The 17,030-nt window shown below is 74.3% G+C and carries 18 protein-coding genes; 9 read left to right on the top strand and 9 right to left on the bottom strand.

Annotation, left to right across the window (positions count from 1 at the left end):
* Positions 1 to 2: 2 nt before the first annotated feature.
* On the top strand, positions 3 to 950 hold the full coding sequence (locus QSK03_RS00620) for an NADPH:quinone oxidoreductase family protein (RefSeq protein ID WP_285648020.1): 948 nt from the start codon (positions 3 to 5) through the stop codon (positions 948 to 950).
* A gap of 63 nt (positions 951 to 1,013) precedes the next feature.
* The gene (locus tag QSK03_RS00615) at positions 1,014 to 3,047 is read left to right on the top strand and encodes an MFS transporter (protein WP_285648019.1); all 2,034 of its coding nucleotides are present in this window, start codon (positions 1,014 to 1,016) and stop codon (positions 3,045 to 3,047) included.
* A gap of 11 nt (positions 3,048 to 3,058) precedes the next feature.
* Here QSK03_RS00615 and QSK03_RS00610 read toward each other — a convergent pair whose 3' ends face one another.
* Positions 3,059 to 3,307, bottom strand: a complete 249-nt coding sequence (locus tag QSK03_RS00610) for a DUF5703 family protein (protein WP_285648018.1) — start codon at positions 3,305 to 3,307, stop codon at positions 3,059 to 3,061.
* A gap of 89 nt (positions 3,308 to 3,396) precedes the next feature.
* Positions 3,397 to 4,410: an aldo/keto reductase gene (locus QSK03_RS00605; protein ID WP_285648017.1), complete on the bottom strand. Its 1,014-nt coding sequence runs from the start codon at positions 4,408 to 4,410 to the stop codon at positions 3,397 to 3,399.
* A gap of 121 nt (positions 4,411 to 4,531) precedes the next feature.
* Here QSK03_RS00605 and QSK03_RS00600 point away from each other — a divergent pair, with 121 nt between their 5' ends.
* The 6 genes from QSK03_RS00600 (at position 4,532) to QSK03_RS00575 (ending at position 9,871) form a co-directional block, all read left to right on the top strand.
* A complete protein-coding gene (locus tag QSK03_RS00600) occupies positions 4,532 to 5,380 on the top strand; it encodes an undecaprenyl-diphosphate phosphatase (RefSeq protein WP_285648569.1) in 849 nt (282 codons plus the stop codon).
* Between the two features lie 23 nt (positions 5,381 to 5,403).
* Positions 5,404 to 6,135 (top strand): histidine phosphatase family protein, encoded by a 732-nt coding sequence (locus QSK03_RS00595; protein ID WP_285648016.1) that lies wholly within the window; start codon positions 5,404 to 5,406, stop codon positions 6,133 to 6,135.
* A 74-nt stretch (positions 6,136 to 6,209) separates the two neighbouring features.
* Positions 6,210 to 6,779 carry a DUF3090 domain-containing protein gene (locus QSK03_RS00590; RefSeq protein WP_285648015.1) on the top strand — a complete coding sequence of 190 codons (570 nt, stop codon included), beginning with the start codon at positions 6,210 to 6,212 and terminating at the stop codon, positions 6,777 to 6,779.
* Positions 6,780 to 6,864: 85 nt separating this feature from the next.
* A complete protein-coding gene (locus tag QSK03_RS00585) occupies positions 6,865 to 7,623 on the top strand; it encodes an SCO1664 family protein (RefSeq protein WP_285648568.1) in 759 nt (252 codons plus the stop codon).
* Positions 7,608 to 8,570, top strand: a complete 963-nt coding sequence (locus QSK03_RS00580) for an MBL fold metallo-hydrolase (protein WP_285648014.1) — start codon at positions 7,608 to 7,610, stop codon at positions 8,568 to 8,570. Before QSK03_RS00585 ends, QSK03_RS00580 begins: the two co-directional genes overlap by 16 nt.
* Complete coding sequence (locus QSK03_RS00575) at positions 8,567 to 9,871, top strand: MFS transporter (RefSeq protein WP_285648013.1); 1,305 nt, start codon at positions 8,567 to 8,569, stop codon at positions 9,869 to 9,871. The genes QSK03_RS00580 and QSK03_RS00575 overlap by 4 nt, the downstream gene beginning before the upstream one ends.
* Here QSK03_RS00575 and QSK03_RS00570 read toward each other — a convergent pair.
* Genes QSK03_RS00570 through QSK03_RS00550 form a run of 5 tightly spaced genes read right to left on the bottom strand, consistent with a single transcriptional unit; the run spans position 9,817 to position 15,369 of the window.
* Positions 9,817 to 10,617, bottom strand: coding sequence for an enoyl-CoA hydratase/isomerase family protein (locus QSK03_RS00570; protein ID WP_285648012.1), 801 nt, complete (start codon positions 10,615 to 10,617; stop codon positions 9,817 to 9,819). The genes QSK03_RS00575 and QSK03_RS00570 overlap by 55 nt on opposite strands.
* 11 nt (positions 10,618 to 10,628) lie before the next feature.
* Positions 10,629 to 12,290, bottom strand: coding sequence for a class I adenylate-forming enzyme family protein (locus tag QSK03_RS00565; RefSeq protein WP_285648011.1), 1,662 nt, complete (start codon positions 12,288 to 12,290; stop codon positions 10,629 to 10,631).
* A gap of 17 nt (positions 12,291 to 12,307) precedes the next feature.
* On the bottom strand, positions 12,308 to 13,459 hold the full coding sequence (locus tag QSK03_RS00560) for an acyl-CoA dehydrogenase family protein (RefSeq protein ID WP_285648010.1): 1,152 nt from the start codon (positions 13,457 to 13,459) through the stop codon (positions 12,308 to 12,310).
* On the bottom strand, positions 13,459 to 14,205 hold the full coding sequence (locus tag QSK03_RS00555) for an SDR family NAD(P)-dependent oxidoreductase (RefSeq protein WP_502872104.1): 747 nt from the start codon (positions 14,203 to 14,205) through the stop codon (positions 13,459 to 13,461). The genes QSK03_RS00560 and QSK03_RS00555 overlap by 1 nt, the downstream gene beginning before the upstream one ends.
* Positions 14,206 to 14,220: 15 nt before the next feature.
* Positions 14,221 to 15,369: an acyl-CoA dehydrogenase family protein gene (locus QSK03_RS00550; RefSeq protein WP_285648008.1), complete on the bottom strand. Its 1,149-nt coding sequence runs from the start codon at positions 15,367 to 15,369 to the stop codon at positions 14,221 to 14,223.
* 111 nt (positions 15,370 to 15,480) lie between these two features.
* On the opposite strand from QSK03_RS00550, the gene QSK03_RS00545 reads away from it, so the two are divergent.
* Positions 15,481 to 16,101 (top strand): TetR/AcrR family transcriptional regulator, encoded by a 621-nt coding sequence (locus tag QSK03_RS00545; RefSeq protein WP_285648007.1) that lies wholly within the window; start codon positions 15,481 to 15,483, stop codon positions 16,099 to 16,101.
* A 4-nt stretch (positions 16,102 to 16,105) separates the two neighbouring features.
* Here QSK03_RS00545 and QSK03_RS00540 read toward each other — a convergent pair whose 3' ends face one another.
* Both QSK03_RS00540 and QSK03_RS00535 read right to left on the bottom strand, forming a co-directional pair.
* Entirely contained in the window at positions 16,106 to 16,774 is a 669-nt protein-coding gene (locus tag QSK03_RS00540; protein WP_285648006.1) for a sortase domain-containing protein, read from the bottom strand.
* Positions 16,771 to 16,992 (bottom strand): hypothetical protein, encoded by a 222-nt coding sequence (locus QSK03_RS00535; RefSeq protein ID WP_285648005.1) that lies wholly within the window; start codon positions 16,990 to 16,992, stop codon positions 16,771 to 16,773. Before QSK03_RS00535 ends, QSK03_RS00540 begins: the two co-directional genes overlap by 4 nt.
* Positions 16,993 to 17,030: the final 38 nt, after the last annotated feature.

The raw sequence follows: 17,030 nt of genomic DNA, 5'->3' as shown, positions 1-17,030 counted from the left end.
GCGTGCGCGCCTGGCGGGTGCCGCGGTACGGGCCGTTCGCCGACGTCCTCGAGGTCGGCGACGTGCCGCGCCCCGAGCCCGGCGCGGGGGAGACGCGGGTCCGCGTCGCCGCGGCGGCGCTGAACTTCGCCGACATCCTGCACACCGCCGGGGAGTACCAGGAGCGCGTGCCGCCGCCGTTCACCCCGGGGCTCGAGGTCGCGGGTGTCACCGACGACGGCCGCCGCGTCTTCGGCCCGGTGGCCCTGCCCCACGGCGGCTTCGCCGAGGAGGCGGTGCTGCGCACCACCTGGCCGTGGCCCGAGGGGATGAGTGCGGCCCAGGCCGCCGGGTTCTTCGTCTCGTACCAGACCGGCTGGTGCGCGCTGCACCACCGCACGACGCTGCGCGCCGGTGAGACGCTGCTCGTCCTGGCCGCGGCGGGCGGGGTGGGTCTCGCCGCGGTCCAGCTGGGCCGGGCGGCCGGCGCGCGGGTGATCGGTGTGGTCGGTGACGGGGCCAAGGCGGCGGTGGTGCGGGACGCGGGGGCGGGCGACGTCCTCGTGGACCCCGACGACCTCGTCGCCGCCGTCCGCGAGATCACCGACGGCCGCGGCGCGGACGTCGTCTACGACCCGGTGGGCGGCGACTCCTTCGACGCCGTGCGCCGCGTCGTCGCGTGGGAGGGCCGGCTGCTGGTGATCGGGTTCGCGGGCGGCCGGATCGCCGACGCGCCCACCAACCACGCGCTGGTGAAGAACTACGGCGTGCTCGGCGTGCACTGGTCGGCGTACCAGCAGCGGGCCCCGGAGCTGGTGGCCGCGTGGCAGCGGGAGATCGAGGCGCTGTGGGACCGGCGCGCGATCGACCCGCTCGTCGGCGCCGAGTACGCGTTCGACGAGCTGCCCGACGCGTTGGCGGAGCTCCAGGCCCGCCGCACCACCGGACGCGTGGTCCTGCTCGCACCCTGACGTGCCGCACCGCCGCCCGGGGCATATTGTTGTCGCGAGCTAACTATCGGTGCGGGAGGCGCGGTGACGGCGGAGAAGCCGGTCGGCGACGGCTACAAGTGGGTGGCGCTGTCCAACACCACGCTGGGCGTCCTGATCGTCACGATCAACATGTCGATCCTGCTCATCGCGCTGCCGGACATCTTCAAGGGCATCGACATCAGCCCGCTGGCACCGGGCAACATCAGCTACCTGCTGTGGCTGATCATGGGCTACCTGGTGGTCACCGCCGTGCTGGTGGTCAGCTTCGGCCGCGTCGGGGACATGTACGGCCGCACCCGCATGTACAACCTCGGGTTCGCGGTCTTCACCGTCTTCTCGATCCTGCTGGCCGTCACGTGGATGCACGGCGACGCCGGCGCGCTGTGGCTGATCTCCATGCGGGTGCTGCAGGGCATCGGCGGCGCGCTGCTGCTCGCCAACTCGACGGCGATCCTCACCGACGCGTTCCCCACCCACCAGCGGGGTCTCGCGCTGGGCATCAACTCGGTCGCCGCGATCGCCGGGTCGTTCATCGGGCTGATCATCGGCGGGGTCCTGGCGCCGGTGAACTGGCACCTCGTGTTCGTCGTGTCGGTGCCGATCGGCGTCTTCGGCACCATCTGGGCCTACCTCAAGCTCCGCGAGGCGGGGGAGCGCCACGTCGCGCGCATCGACTGGTGGGGCAACGTCACCTTCGCCGTCGGCCTCATCGCGGTCCTCATGGGCATCACCTACGGCATCCAGCCCTACGGCGGGCACGTCATGGGCTGGACCAGCCCCATGGTGCTGACGCTGATCATCGGCGGGGTCGTGGTCCTGGCGGTGTTCGCCGTCATCGAGACCCGGGTCCCCGAGCCGATGTTCCACCTCTCGCTCTTCCGGATCCGCGCCTTCACCGCCGGCAACGTCGCGAGCCTGCTCGCCGCCCTCGGGCGCGGCGGCCTGCAGTTCATCCTCATCATCTGGCTGCAGGGGATCTGGCTGCCGCAGCACGGCTACGACTACGAGTCGACGCCGCTGTGGGCCGGCATCTACATGGTCCCGCTGACCATCGGCTTCCTCGTCGCCGGGCCGCTCTCCGGCATCCTGTCCGATCGCTACGGCGCCCGGACCTTCGCGACGGTCGGCATGGTCGTGGCCGCCGCCAGTTTCCTGGCGCTGAAGTTCCTGCCCGTCGACTTCGCCTACGCCGGGTTCGCCGTGATCCTCGCGGTCAACGGCCTCGCGATGGGCCTGTTCTCCTCGCCCAACCGTGCCGCGATCATGAACAGCGTCCCGCCGGACCAGCGCGGTGCCGCCGCCGGGATGACCTCGACGTTCCAGAACTCGGCGACCGTGCTCTCGATCGGCATCTTCTTCTCGATGCTCATCCTCGGGCTCTCGTCGACCCTGCCGGCCTCGCTGTACAACGGGCTGACCCAGCACGGCGTCCCGGGCGACGTCGCCACCGGGATCGCCGGTCTGCCGCCGGTGAGCACGCTGTTCGCCGCGCTGCTGGGCTACAACCCGATCCAGACGCTGCTCGGGCCGCAGGTACTCGCCCAGATCGGCCCCGACCAGGCCGCCTACCTCACGGGCCGCAGCTTCTTCCCGCAGCTGATCAGCGGCCCGTTCGCCGACGGCCTGACCTTCGCGCTCGTCTTCGCCGCGGTGTGCTGCCTGGTCGCGGCGTTCGGCTCGCTGCTGCGCGGCGGGAAATACGCGCACGAGGACTCGGTCGTCGCGACGACGGCGGCCGAGCCGGCCCAGCCGGCCCAGCCGGCCCAGCAGCCGGCCGAGCGACCCGCGGCGACGGGCACGGTGCTCGGGCACGTCCTCGCCCCCGACGGTGCCGGTCTGCACGCCGTCGTGACGCTGGTCGGCCACGACGGCCAGGAAGCTGCGCGCGCCGTGACGGGCGACGACGGCGCCTTCCACCTCGGCCCGCCGCGCTCGGGCGACTACGTCCTCGTGGCGACCCCGCGCGACGGCGCGGCGACCGCGTTCAGCCCGCGGGCCGACCGGGTGTCGGTCAACGGCGGACCGGCGGCGATGGACCTGGTGCTCCGGCCGCGGGTCCCGCTGCGCGGCGTCTGAGCGCCGGGCACCTACGTCGCGAGCCCCGCGACGAGCGAGCGGGAGAGCTTGCGGCGCAGCCAGACCTTCCGCGTGCCGTCGGCGTAGAGCAGCGTCCGCGCGAGTTCCCAGCCCCCGAACTCGGCGCGGATGCCCAGTTGCACCGTCGCCGAGATGCGGGTCACGTCCGGAGGCAGCCGGACGGGCTGGTACTCCCAGTCCCCGTCGACCACCGCCGCACCCACGACCGCCCCGCCATCGCGGGCACCAGCGTCGTTCACGAGCCGACCACCTCCGGGACACCAGAAGGAGCGGAAACCACCGTACGCACAGCGGCACACCCCGCGCACCCGTCCGCGGACGGGACCGATCACTCCCAGGGCGGGAGGTCGGGCTCCCCGGGCTCGTCGTCGGTCCCCGTCGAGGCCCACGCCGCGGATCCGGTGGGGGAGCTGACGTCGTCGAGGGCGCCGCGGATCGCGGGCGGCAGGACGAGCTCCTCGGCGGCCAGCGACCCCAGCAGCTGGGCGCCGTCGCGGGCGCCGACCACCGGGGCCACGACGCCGGGGCGGTCGCGCACCCAGGCCAGCGCGACGGCCAGGGGCGAGGTGCCGAGGCCGTGCGCGGCGGTGACGACGGCCTGCACGATCCGGGCCGTGCGCTCGGTGCGGTGCCGGCCCACGTAGCCCGCGAGGTGCTCCGACGCGCCGCGCGAGTCGGCGGGCACCCCCTCGCGGTACTTCCCGGTCAGGACGCCGCGCCCGAGCGGGCCCCAGGGCAGCAGGCCCAGCCCGTGGTGGTCGGCGGCGGGCAGCACCTCGGTCTCGACGGACCGGTCGAGCAGGGAGTACTCGGACTGCACCGACACGAGCGGCAGCGAGGTCAGGCTCTGGCGCGTCGCGGCGGAGGCGAGCTGCCAGCCGGCGTAGTTCGCGACCCCGGCGTAGCGGGCCCGTCCCGTGGTGAGCGCCACGTCCAGGGCGGCGAGGGTCTCCTCGAGGGGGACGTCGTCGTCCCACGCGTGCAGCTGCCAGAGGTCGACGTAGTCGGTGTTCAGCCGGTCCAGCGAGTCGTCCAGCGCCGCGAGCAGGGCGGCCCGCGAGGCGCCGCCGCCGAAGGGGCCGTCCTCGCGGCGGGCGCCCGCCTTCGTGGCGACCACGACCTCGCTGCGGGGGATGACGTCGTCGAAGAGGCTGCCGAGGATCCGCTCCGCCTCGCCGCCCGAGTAGACGTCGGCGGTGTCGACGAGCGTGCCGCCCGCGTCGAGGAACGCCAGCAACGAGGCGCCCGCCTCGTCGGCGTCGGTGTCCCGGCCCCAGCTCATCGTGCCCAGGGCCAGGCGCGAGACCCGCAGGCCGCTCGTGCCCAGGCGTCGCTGTTCCACGGGGCGCGAGCTTACGAACCGGTCCCGTGACACCACCCGGGGGCACGCCGGGGAGCCCCCCAGGGGGAGGAGTTGACGCGCCCTTGGTGGACTACCGTCCGGCGCCGTGGTGGGCGCTCCGATGGGATGGCTCGAGGCCGTGGTCCTCGGCATCGTGCAGGGACTGACCGAGTTCCTGCCGGTCTCGTCGTCCGCGCACCTGCGGATCACGTCGGCGTTCTTCTTCGGCAACGACGCGGGGGCGGCCTTCACCGCCGTCACCCAGCTGGGCACCGAGACCGCGGTGCTCATCTACTTCTTCTCCGACATCTGGCGGCTGCTCAAAGCCTGGTTCGTCGGCCTGGCCCGGCGCGACGAGCGCGGGTACGACTACAAGCTCGCCTGGTACGTGATCCTCGGCTCGCTCCCGATCGGCATCCTCGGGCTGGCGTTCGAGAGCGCGATCAAGGGCCCGGCGCGCAACCTGTACCTCAACGGCGCCGTGCTCGTGATCTTCGCCCTGGTCCTCGCCGCGGCCGAGCGCTACGGCCCCCAGCGCCGCGGCTCCGACCAGCTGACCCTGCGCGACGGCCTCGTCATGGGCTGCGCGCAGGCGATGGCGCTGATCCCCGGCGTCTCGCGGTCGGGCGGGACGATCTCCGCGGGCCTGTTCCTCGGCCTCGAGCGGTCGGTCGCCGTGCGGTTCTCGTTCCTGCTGGCCCTGCCCGCGGTGTTCGCCTCGGGGCTGACGCAGATCCCCGACATCCTCGATCCCGCCGCCTCCGACGTGCAGGGCGGCGTCGTCGTCCTGCCGAGCGTGGCCCAGATGATCGTCGCCACCCTCATCGCCTTCGTGCTGGGCTACGCCTCGATCGCCTGGCTGCTGCGCTTCGTCGAGAACCACACGATCTACGTCTTCGTCTGGTACCGCGTGCTGCTCGGCCTGATCGTGCTCCTCGCCGTGAGCAACGGCGTCGTCCCGGCAACCTGACCCGCGGACGTAGGGTCGTCCCCGTGACCACGGTGATCCTGCTCCGGCACGGCCGGTCGACGGCCAACGTCTCGGGCGTGCTGGCCGGCCGCAGCCCCGGGGTCGGCCTCGACGACCACGGACGCGCCCAGGCCGAGAAGCTGGTCGACCGTCTGGCCGAACTGCCCCTGGCCGCCGCCGTGACCTCGCCGATGCAGCGCTGCCAGGAGACGCTCGCGCCGCTCTTGGCGGCCCGCGGGCTCGAGGCCGACGTCGACGAGGGGCTCTCGGAGGTCGACTACGGCGACTGGACCGGGCGCAAGCTGGGGGAGCTGGGCAAGGAGGACCTCTGGAAGGTCGTCCAGGCCCACCCGTCGGCCGCGGTGTTCCCGGGCGGCGAGGGTCTCGCCGGCATGCAGGCCCGCGCCGTCGCCGCCATCCGCCGCCACGCGGTGCGGATCGGCGCGGAGCACGGCGAGAAGGCCCTCTGGGTCGCGTGCAGCCACGGCGATGTGATCAAGGCCGCCGTCGCCGACGCGCTCGGGCTGCACCTCGACTCGTTCCAGCGGATCGTCATCGACCCCTGCTCGGTCAGCGTGATCAGCTACACCCCGACGCGGCCGTTCGTGGTGCGGGTGAACGACACCGGCGGCGACCTGTCCTCGCTGGTCCCGAAGCCGGACGAGGAGGCGAAGGAGGGCGAGGACGGGGAGGCCGGAGCGGACGCCGCGGTGCCCGCGGAGGCCACCGTCGGGGGATCGACGGGAGTAGCATGAGTGGGCCGTCGAGCCGAGAGGACTGCTGACCTCCTCCGGCGCCCCGCCGCCCGGAGTCCTACGATCGAGATGTCATGCCCAGGGTGATCCACGTCTTCCGTCAGCCCGACCGGTTCGTCGCCGGGACCGTCGGGCAGCCCGGTGAGCGCTCCTTCTACCTGCAGGCCACCGAGCAGGCCCGGAAGGTGAGCGTGCTGCTCGAGAAGCAGCAGGTCTCGGTGCTCTCGGAGCGCATCGGCACCCTGCTCGAGGAGGTCTCCCGCCGGTTCGGGGCCGAGGTCCCGGTCGCCGTGCCCGAGGACGAGGTCGACACCTCGCCGCTCGAGGTCCCCGTCGAGGAGGAGTTCCGGGTCGGCACCATGGGCCTGGGCTGGGACGCCGAGTCCCGCAACGTGGTGGTCGAGCTGCTCGCGGTCACCGAGGAGGAGGTCGACGAGTCCGTCGTCCTCGACGACACCGACGAGGGCCCCGACGCACTGCGCGTCTTCCTCTCGCCGGCCGGGGCGCGCGCGTTCGCGACCCGTGCGGAGCGCGTCGTCTCCGCCGGTCGCCGCCTGTGCCCGCTGTGCACCCAGCCGCTCGACGCCGCCGGCCACGTGTGCCCGCGGCAGAACGGCTACCGACGCGTCGCCACCCCCGAGTAGGCGCGTGGACCGGGAGACGCACGGCACCGAGCCGCCGACGGACGACAGCACCGACGAGCACGTGGAGCTGCTGCTCCACGGCCGCATGGAGGTGGAGGGGCGCCTCACCGAGGCCTCCAACACCACGCTGTTCTGCTCGATCGCGGTCAACGGCGTCGAGGAGCACTGCGTCTACAAGCCGGTGCGCGGCGAGCGCCCCCTGTGGGACTTCCCCGACGGCACCCTGGCCGGCCGCGAGGTCGCGACGTACCTCGTCAGCGAGGCCGCCGGCTTCGGCGTCGTCCCCGCGACGGTGCTGCGCGACGGGCCGTTCGGTCCGGGCATGGTGCAGCGCTGGATCGAGACCGACGAGGAGCGCGAGCTCGTCGACATCGTCTCGCCGAGGGACGTCGGCCGGGGCTGGCGCACCGTGCTGCGCGCCCGCGGCATGGACGGCGACCCGGCGCTGCTCGTGCACGCCGACGACCCCGCGCTGCGACGGATGGCCGCCCTCGACGTCGTGGTCAACAACGCCGACCGCAAGGGCGGCCACGTGCTCGCGGGCGAGGACGGCGGGGTCTACGGCGTCGACCACGGCATCTGCCTGCACCGCGAGGAGAAGCTGCGCACGGTGCTGTGGGGCTGGGTCGGCGAGCCCCTCACCGACGACGTCGTCGACGGCCTGCGCCGCCTGCGCGCCGCGCTGTCGCCGGGCAACGCCGCCGGCCTGAACGACACGCTGCACGACCACCTGACCCGCGCCGAGGTGTCCGCGCTGCGCTCCCGGGTGTCGAAGCTGCTCGACGCGAACGAGCTCCCCGCCCCCGGCGGGCGGTGGCCGGCGATCCCGTGGCCGGCGTTCTGACCGCCCGACGCGACCCCCGCTGGCCACGCGACTTCCACCACCGCCGCACGGCCGACCTGCTGAACCCGCTCGAGGTGATCGAGCTGTGGCGCACCTTCCCGCGCGGGGCGCGACGGGACGCCTCGGCGATCCCGGTCACCGACGCGCGCCCGCTGCCGCCCGCCGGTCCGGGCGACGTCAGCGTCACCTGGCTCGGCCACGCGTCGGTGCTGCTGCGCGTCGACGGGGTGACCCTGCTGGTCGACCCCGTCCTCCTCGGCGGCATCCCCGGCGCCCGGGAGCGCCTGACGGCGCCCGCGCTGGGCCCCGACGAGCTGCCCCCGCTCGACGGGGTGCTGATCAGCCACGACCACTTCGACCACCTCGACGCCCCGACCCTGCGCCGGCTCGACCGCGCGACGCCGATCCTCGTCGGCGGCGGCAGCGCGCCGTGGTTCGCCCGGCGCGGGTTCACCGACGTCACCGAGCTGGACTGGTGGGAGAGCACCCGGGTCGGCTCCGTGCGTGTCGAGTTCGTCCCCGCCCACCACTGGTCGCGGCGCAGCGTGCTCGACACCTGCCGGCGCCTGTGGGGCGGCTGGGTGGTGACGGCGCCGGACGGGCGCAGCGTGCTGCACGCCGGCGACACCGGCTACGGCCCGTTCCCGGCGCGCATCGCCGCGCGGCAGCGGGAGCTGGGCCACGACCTCGCCGTCGCCGTGCTCCCGGTCGGCGCCTACGCCCCGCGGCGGCTGCTGCGCAGCGTCCACATGGACCCCACCGAGGCCGTCCGGGCCGCCGGCGACCTCGGCGTGCGCCGCGTGGTGCCCGTGCACTGGGGCACGTTCGTGCTCTCCGGGGAGCCCGTGCTCGAGCCCCTCGAGCGGGTGCGGGACGAGTGGGCCCGCGCGGGACGCGACCGCGCCGACCTCTGGGACCTCCCGATCGGCGGTACGCGGCTGCTGTGACCGCACCCGTCCCGCCGCGCCGCTCCGGGCGCGCCCTGCTGGTGTGGGGCGTCGCCGTGCTGGCCTACGCCGCCGCCGTGCTCGGGCGCTCGTCGCTCGCCGCCACCGGCGTCACCGCCGCGGAGCGGTTCGGCGTGTCCTCCGGGGTCCTGTCCCTGCTCGCGGTCCTCCAGCTCGCGGTGTACGCCGCGCTGCAGGTGCCGGCCGGGGTGCTCGTCGACCGCGTCGGCCCGCGGCGGGTGATCGCGGGCGGCGCCGTGCTCGTCGCCGCGGGCCAGGCGGTGCTCGCGCTCGCCGCGCCGTTCTGGCTGGCGGTGGCCGGGCGCATGCTGGTCGGCGCCGGCGACGCGGTGACCTTCGTCAGCGTCCTGCGCCTGATCCCGTCGTGGTTCCCGGCGCGCCGGGTGCCGCTCTACAACCAGCTCGCCGGCATCCTCGGCCAGCTCGGCCAGGTGATCTCGGCGGTGCCGCTCGCCGCGTTCGTCGCGGGCGCGGGCTGGACCCCGGCCTACCTCGCCGCCGGGGGCACCGCGGTGCTCGTCGCCGTCCTCGTCCTCGCCGTGGTGCGCGACGGCCCGGCCGGGGCGGCCGCGCCGGCCGCGACCCGGACCGCCGGCGGTCTCGGGGCGGCGCTGCGCGAACCCGGGGTGCGCCTCGCCTTCTGGTGCCACCTCGCGTCCCCGTTCCCCGGCAACGTGTTCGGGCTGCTCTGGGGCTTCCCGTTCCTCATCGGCGGCGAGGGCGTCACGAGCGGCACCGCCCGCGGTCTGCTGGCGCTCTACGTCGCGGCCGGCATCGCCATCGGCCCGCTGCTCGGCACCCTCGCGGGGCGGTTCCCGCGCCGGCGGGTCCGGCTGATCGTGGCGAGCGTGGTGTCCCAGGCGCTGGCCTGGCTCGTGGTGCTCGCCTGGCCGGGCCCGGCGCCCGTGGCGCTGCTCGTCGCGTTCGTCGTCGTGATCGGCGGGGGCGGGCCGGCGTCGCTCGTCGCCTTCGACATCGCACGCGCCGCCGTCCCGCCCGCCCGCATCGGCCGGGCCTCGGGGATCGTCAACGTCGGCGGGTTCGTCTCCACGATCACCGTCGTGCTGCTCGTCGGCCTGCTGCTCGACGTGCAGGGGGCCGGCGCCCCCGCCGACTACACCCTCGCCGCGTTCCGCGTGGCGATGCTCGTCCAGGTCCCGGTCTGGCTGGTGGCCCTGGCCGGCATCGCCCGCGCCTCCCGGCGGGTGCGCGCTCGACCGGCCGCTCAGTCCGCCGCCGACGGGAACGCCGGCGCCCGCTTCTCCCGCAGCGCCGTGTAGCCCTCGACGACGTCGGGTCCGAGGAACGTGAGCATCTCGTAGGCCGCGGACTGGTCGAAGGTGGGCCCGGCGCTGCGCAGCCAGTTGTTGAGGCTGCGCTTGGTCAGCCGGATGGCCTGCTGCGCGCCGGTGCCGAGGGTGTCGGCGACGCGCAGGGCCTCGTCGAGCACCTGGTCGCGGGGCAGGGCCTTGGCGACCATGCCGAACCGCTCGGCCTCGGCGCCGGTGACCATCTCGCCGGTGAGCAGGTAGTAGCGCGCCCTGGCCATGCCGGCGAGCAGCGGCCAGATGATCGCCGCGTGGTCGCCGGCCGCGACGCCGAGCTTGACGTGCCCGTCGCCGAGCTTCGCGTCCTCGGCGGCGATGGCGACGTCGGCGAGCAGCGCGACGACGACCCCGGCCCCCACCGCGACCCCGTTGATCGCCGAGACGATCGGCTTGTCGCAGTCGATGATGTTGTAGACCAGGTCGGACATCTCGCGCAGCATGTGCTGGACGCCGTCGTAGTTTCCGGCCATGCGCTCCACCATGGCGAGGTCGCCGCCCGCGGAGAACGCCTTCCCGGCGCCGGTGATCACCGCGACGCGGGTCCGCTCGTCGTCGGACACCTCGCGCCACACCCGCGCCAGCTCGCCGTGGAGCTGCTCGTCCGCGGCGTTGTACTTGTCCGGGCGGTTGATCGTGATCAGCAGGACGCCGTGGTCGCGGCGCTCGAAGGTCAGCTGCTGGTAGTCCTCGAAGGACACGGGAAGCACTCCTAGTGATCGACGGGGATGTCGGTACGGCGTTCGTGCGTCACGGATTCGAACAGGCCGGCGGCCTCGTCCTGCGCCGCCTGGGCCGTCGCCCGGTAGTGGACCTTCTTGCCGGTGGCGGTGAGCGGGAGGTCGTCGACGAAGCGGTAGGCGCGCGGGCGCTTGTAGGGCGCGAGCATCGCGTGGCCGCGGCAGTGGGCCTCGCAGTCGGCGGCGGTGAGGGCGGGGTCGGCGCGCACGACGTAGGCGACGACCCGCCGGCCCCAGCGCGCGTCGGGCACGCCGACGACGAGCGAGTCGGCGACGCCGGGGTGCTCGTTGAGGGCCTCCTCGACCTGGATCGGGTGCACGTTCTCGCCGCCGGAGATCAGCATGTCGTCCTTGCGGCCGACGATCGTCACGTACTCGTCGGCGTCCCAGGTGGCGAGGTCACCGACGTGGATCCAGCCGTCGCGGAACTTCTCGGCCTCCTGCTCGGGCGAGTCGACGTAGGCGTAGCCGGCCTTGGGCGAGCGGATGATGACCTCGCCGACCTCCGCGCCGTCCCGCGCCACGGGCTCGTCGGGCCCGGCGCCGACGCCCACCACCATGACGTCGTCGTCGGTGCACGCGCGCCCGGCGGCACCGGCGTGGTCGGGGAGGTCGCTGGGCCGCAGGAACGTGTTCCAGAACGACTCGGTGGTGCCGTAGCCGTTGAAGATCCGCGGGGTGAGCACCTCCTGGTAGCGCAGGCACGCCTCGCGCTCCAGCGCCGAGCCCATCGTGACGATCCCGCGCAGCGTCGAGAGATCCCGCGGCCGGTCGGTCTGCGCCCGGGCGAGCATCGCGAGGTTCGTCGGCGCCCCGATGAGGTAGGTCAGGCCCTGCTCCGCGACGAGGTCCAGCACGCGGTCGGGATCGAAGGCCCGCAGCGGCACGACCTCGGCGCCGACGTAGAACACCGGGTTCGGCCCGCCCGAGTACAGCCCGCCGCGGTGGAACCACGGGGTCATGTTCAGCGTCCGGTCCTCGGGCGAGAGCGGGAAGTGCATGATCACGTCGTGGGCGCTGAACACCTCCACGAGGCTGTTCAGCGGGACGCCCTTGGGCATGCCGGTGGTGCCCGACGTGTAGAGCCGCGTCGTCTCGTCGTAGACGGTGCGCGTCACGGGCGGCGGGGTGCCGCCGGCGACGGCGAGGTCGTCGAGACGGATCGCGTCGGGCAGCGGGTCGCCGTCCCCGACCGCGACGAGCAGGGCCGGCCGGTGTCCGGCCCGCTCGAGGGCCTCGACGACCGTCGCGGTCAGGGCGGTGTCGTAGACGACGACGCGCGGCGCGCTGTCGTCGAGGACGTGCGCGGTCTCGCCGGCCGCGAGGCGGAAGTTGACGGCCGCGCCGACCGCCCCGCACGCCTGCGTCGCGAGGTAGAGCTGGGCGAACTCGGGGGAGTTGAACAGCTGGTGGAGCACGACGTCGCCCGGCGCGACGCCGGCCGCCGCGAGCCCGGCGGCCAGCGCGTCGACCCGGGCGCCGAGCTCGGCGTAGGTCCACGAGGCACCGGACGCCGGGTCGGTCATCGCGGTGCGCCGTGCGTAGCGGTGGGTGTTGCGGCGGAAGCCCGCGAGGTAGGTGAACTCGTGCTCGAAGTACGTCCGGTAGGCGGTCGGGTCGTAGGTGAAGGTCATCGGAACCTCCTCGGGACTCAGCGGAAGGCGGGCACGCCGGTGATCGCGCGGCCCAGGATCAGGGTGTGGATCTCGTCGGTGCCCTCGTAGGTGCGCACGCCCTCGAGGTTCGCGGCGTGGCGCATCGGCGAGTGCTCGAGCGTGAGGCCGTCGCCGCCGAGGATCGTGCGGGCCGAGCGGCAGACGGCGAGGGCCTCGCGGACGTTGTTGAGCTTGCCGAGCGAGATCTGGGCCGGCGGGAGCGTCCCGGCGTCCTTCTGCCGCCCGGTGCGCAGGGCGACGAGGGCGCCCTTCTGGATCTCCAGCACCATGTCGACGAGCTTCTGCTGCGTGAGCTGGAAGCCGGCGATCGGCGTGCCGAACTGCTCGCGGGCCAGCGCGTGGGACAGGGCGTCGGAGTACGCGTCCCGCGCGGCACCCATCGCGCCCCAGAGGATCCCGTAGCGCGCCTCGTCGAGGCAGGTGAACGGCCCCCGGAGCCCGACGACGCCGGGCAGGACGGCGTCGTCCGCCAGCTCGACACCGTCGAGCGTGATCTCGGCCTGCACCGAGGCCCGCATCCCGAGCTTCGGGCCGATCGCGCTCGCCGTGAAGCCGGGGGTGTCGGTGGGGACGACGAACCCGCGCACGCCCTCGTCGGCACGCGCCCAGATCACGGCGACGTCGGCGAGCGTGGCCAGCCCGATCCAGCGTTTGGCGCCGCGGAGCACCCAGCCGCCCGCGGTGCGCTCGGCGCGCGTCGTCATCGATCCCGGGTCGCTGCCCGCGCCCGGCTCGGTGAGCCCGAAGCACCCGATGAGCTCGCCGGCCGCCAGGCCGGGCAGCCAGCGCGCCCGCTGCTCGTCGGAGCCGAAGGCGTGGATCGCGGTCATCGCGAGCGAGCCCTGCACGGACATGAAGGTCCGCAGCCCGGAGTCGCCGGCCTCGACCTCCATCGCGGCGAGGCCGTACTCGACGGCGCTGCGGCCCTGCGTGTGCATCCCGAGGAGGCCGAGCGCGCCCATCTCCGGCGCGATCTCGCGCGGGAAGTGCGCGTGCTCGTACCACCGCGCGACGTGCGGGCGGATCTCGCGGGCGACGAAGTCGCGCACGGTGTCGCGCCAGGCGATCTCGGCGGGGGAGAGGAGGTCGTCGAGGGCGAGGAGGTCCGGGGCGAGGGTCGTGGTCATCAGCTCATCGACAATCCGCCGCTGACCGACAGCGTCTGCCCGGTGATGTAGGCGGCCTCGTCGGAGGCGAGGAACGCGACGGCGTTGGCGAGGTCGGTCGGCTGCGCGAGGCGGCGCAGCGGGATCGCCTTGGTCAGGGCGTCGCGCAGCTTCGGGTTGTCCTCGGTGACCGAGGCGAAGAGCGCGGTGTCGGTCGGGCCGGGGCAGACGCAGTTCACCGCGATCTGGTGGCGGGCCATCTCGCGGGCGGCGGTCTTGGTGAACGCGATGACCCCGCCCTTGGCCGCGGAGTACACGGCCTCGCCGGACGAGCCGACCCGGCCGGCGTCGGACGCGAGGTTCACGACGCGCCCGGCGCCCTGCTCGGCCATGATCGGCAGCACGGCCTTGGCCGTGTGCAGCACGCCGTAGAGGTTGATCCTGATGATCTTGTCCCAATCGGCAGGATCGGAGTCGACGAACGGCCCGACCTTGTCCCAGCCGGCGTTGTTGACGAGCACGTCGATCCGGCCGAAGTGCTCGCGCACGGCGGCCACCATCGCGTCCACCGACTCCCGGTCGGCGACGTCGGCGGCGAGGCCGAGCGCGTCCCCGCCGAGCGGGGCGGCGGTGTCCTTCGCCGTCGTCTCGTCCACGTCAGTGGCTACCACGGTGGCGCCCTCGGCGGCGAGCTTCTCGGCGATGCCGCGCCCGATGCCGCGGCCGGCGCCGGTGACGATCGCGATCCTCTGGTCCATGCGTCCCATGCGGGGGTCCCTCCGTTACGGGGCCAGCTCGCGACCGAGACGGTCGCGGGCGACCACGAGCTTCATGATCTGGGCGGTGCCGTCGCCGATCTGCAGGCCGAGCACGTCGCGCAGGCGCTGCTCGAGCGGCAGCTCGGTGCGGTAGCCGTACTGGCCGTGCAGCAGCAGGCACTGCGTGATGACGTCGTAGGCCGTCTTCGGGGCCCACCACTTGCACATCGCGGCCTGCGCGGTGTGCGGCCGCCCGGTGTCGCCGCGCCACAGGGTCTCCAGGCACAACAGCCGCGCGGCCGCCAGCAGCGTCTCGGCCTCCGCCAGCGGGAAGGCGACGCCCTGGTTGGTCGACAGCGGCCGGTCGAACGCCTCCCGCTCGCTGACGTAGGTCCAGGTCTCGTCGACGCTCTGCTCGGCGGCGCCGAGGCACTGCAGGCCGATCAGCGCCCGGCTGAAGTCGAAGCCCTGCATGACCTGGACGAACCCGCGGCCCTCGTCGCCGAGCAGGTGGTCGGCGGGCACGCGGACGCCGTCGAGGTGCGCGGCGCCGCGCCCGACCGCCGCCGTCCCCATGTCCCGGTAGGGCTCGCGGGTCACGCCGGCGCCGTCGAGGGGGACGAGGAACGCGCTGATGTCGCGGCCCCGCTGCTCCGACGGCCCGGTCCGGGCGAACACCACGACGGCGGCGGCGTCGCCGGCGAACGACAGCGACTTGACGCCGTCGAGCACCCAGTCGGTGCCGTCGCGCCGTGCGGTGAGCCGGGGGACCCCGGCGTCCGAGCCGGCGTGCGGCTCGGTGAGCCCGATGCCGACGATCTCCTCGCCCGAGCAGATGCGCGGCACCCACTCCTTCGCGATCCCCGGCGCGGCGTTGCGGGCGAGCACGGCGCCGACCAGCGAGCCGACCACCTGCAGGTAGCCGACGTTGATGTCGCCGCGGGCGATCTCCTCGGTGACGACGCCCGCGGTGACCCGGTCGTGCCCGCCGCCGCCGAGCTCGGTCGGCAGCTCCGGGGCGATGAGGCCGCGGCGCCCGATCTCGCGGCGCAGCGCGGGCTCGATGCGACCGGCCCGCTCGCGCTCGGCGTAGCCGGGGGCGAGGTGCTCGGTCGCGACGGCGCGCGCCCGGTCGCGCAGCTCGCGCTGGGCGTCGCTGAGCTCGAAGTCCATCGTCGGCCTCCGCGTCTCTCGGGTGCCGACGACGCTCGCAAACTTCGACCCGAGAGTCAATATTTGGAGTAGAAGTTTGACTCCAGGGTTGAACTCGTCCACGCTGGGCCCATGACGGAGGTCGCGCAGGAGTCGCCGGAGCCGGTCGGCCGGGTCGCGCGCAAGCGCGGGCGCCGTATCCAGCAGATCCTGGCCGTCGCCGCCGAGCTGTTCGGCGAGCGTGGCTACGACGCCGTGAACCTCGACGACGTCGCCGAGCGCCTCGACGTCACGAAGGGCTCGCTCTACTACTACTTCGCGAGCAAGGACGAGCTGGCGGCCGCGGCCATCGAGACCCTCGGCAGCGACTGGACCGACCGGCTCGAGCGCCTGCCCGCGGGCGCCGAGGGCCCGCCCACCGCCCGGCTGCGGGCGCTCATCCGCGAGCACGTGGCGATCGCCGTGCGCGAGTACCCCGCCGCCCTGCGCCTGTTCCTCGTGCCGAGCACCTGGCCCGACGCCCTGCGCGTACGGATCACGGAGCTGCGCCGCCGCCACGACCACGTCTTCCGGACGGTGCTCACCGAGGGGATCGACCGCGGTGAGTTCCGGGTCGTCGGCCTGGGCAGCACCCTGCAGGCGATGCACGCCGCGATGAGCCAGGCGCCGCTGTGGTGTGCCGGGCTCGGCGAGGACGAGCAGGAGCGCGCGCTCGACGAGCTCGCCGACACCCTGATGAAGCTCGTCGCCTGAGCGCTCAGCCCCGGCCGACGAGGTGCGCGTAGACGATGACGGCGTCGTCCGCGGTGCGCCCGGCACCGTCGGGCACCTCCCCGGCGGTGACCACCCGCAGCTCGGCCCCGTCGGTGTTGCCGTAGACCGCCCGCGTGGGGAACCTCGCCGTCGAGACCCGGGTCGTGCCGGTGACAGCGAAGACGGCGACCGTGCCGTCGCGGCGCCAGACGGTGAGCCGGTCGCCCGTCCGCGCGTCGGTGACGCCCGCGAGGACGCCGCGGTGCCCGTCACCGGTCATCCGCCCGACGATGACGGCCGCGCCGCGCTCCCCGGGCGTCGGGCCGAGGCGGTACCAGCCCGCCTGCTCCGGGGTGTGCACCGACGGCGCCTCGAGCCGGCGCCGCGCGTCCACGCCGACGGGCGCGAGGGACGAGCAGGCGTCGACGCGGTCGAGGGAGAACGCCACCGGGTCGCCGCGGTCGAGAGGCGTCGGGTCCGCGTGCCAGGAGACCGTCGGCGGTGGGCACGGGTCGGGCGCGTCGCCGGCCCCCGCGACCCCGGCCACGCCCAGCGCGGCGCACGCCGCGCTGAGGACGAAGGCCAGCACCGCCAGCGCCCGCACCGTCGCCGAGGTCTCCAGCGCCGCGATCGCCCGCAGGTGACCGTCGGGTTCCCGGCGGTGCCGGCTCACCGGCGCTGCGTCACGTGCCGGATCCCGGCGACGCCCGCGGCGCCGGCCATGAGGGCGAGCCCGGTGCCGGTCCACCACGCGACCGCGGGCGCGACGAGCGGCGGCTCGTCGTCGACGATCTCGGGTGCGCTCGGGGTGGGCGGCGCCGCGAGGGCGGGACCGACCCCGCCGAGCAGCAGGAGGACCGACACGCCCACCACCACGACGGACCGCTGCATGATCTCCCCGATCGCCTCCGCCACCCGCCCCGTGCGGG

This window comes from Actinomycetospora sp. NBRC 106375, from assembly GCF_030269665.1.
In the GTDB taxonomy this organism is placed as follows: domain Bacteria; phylum Actinomycetota; class Actinomycetes; order Mycobacteriales; family Pseudonocardiaceae; genus Actinomycetospora.
The sequence above is the reverse complement of the archived record's forward strand: the minus strand, read 5'-3'. Positions and strand labels throughout refer to the sequence as shown.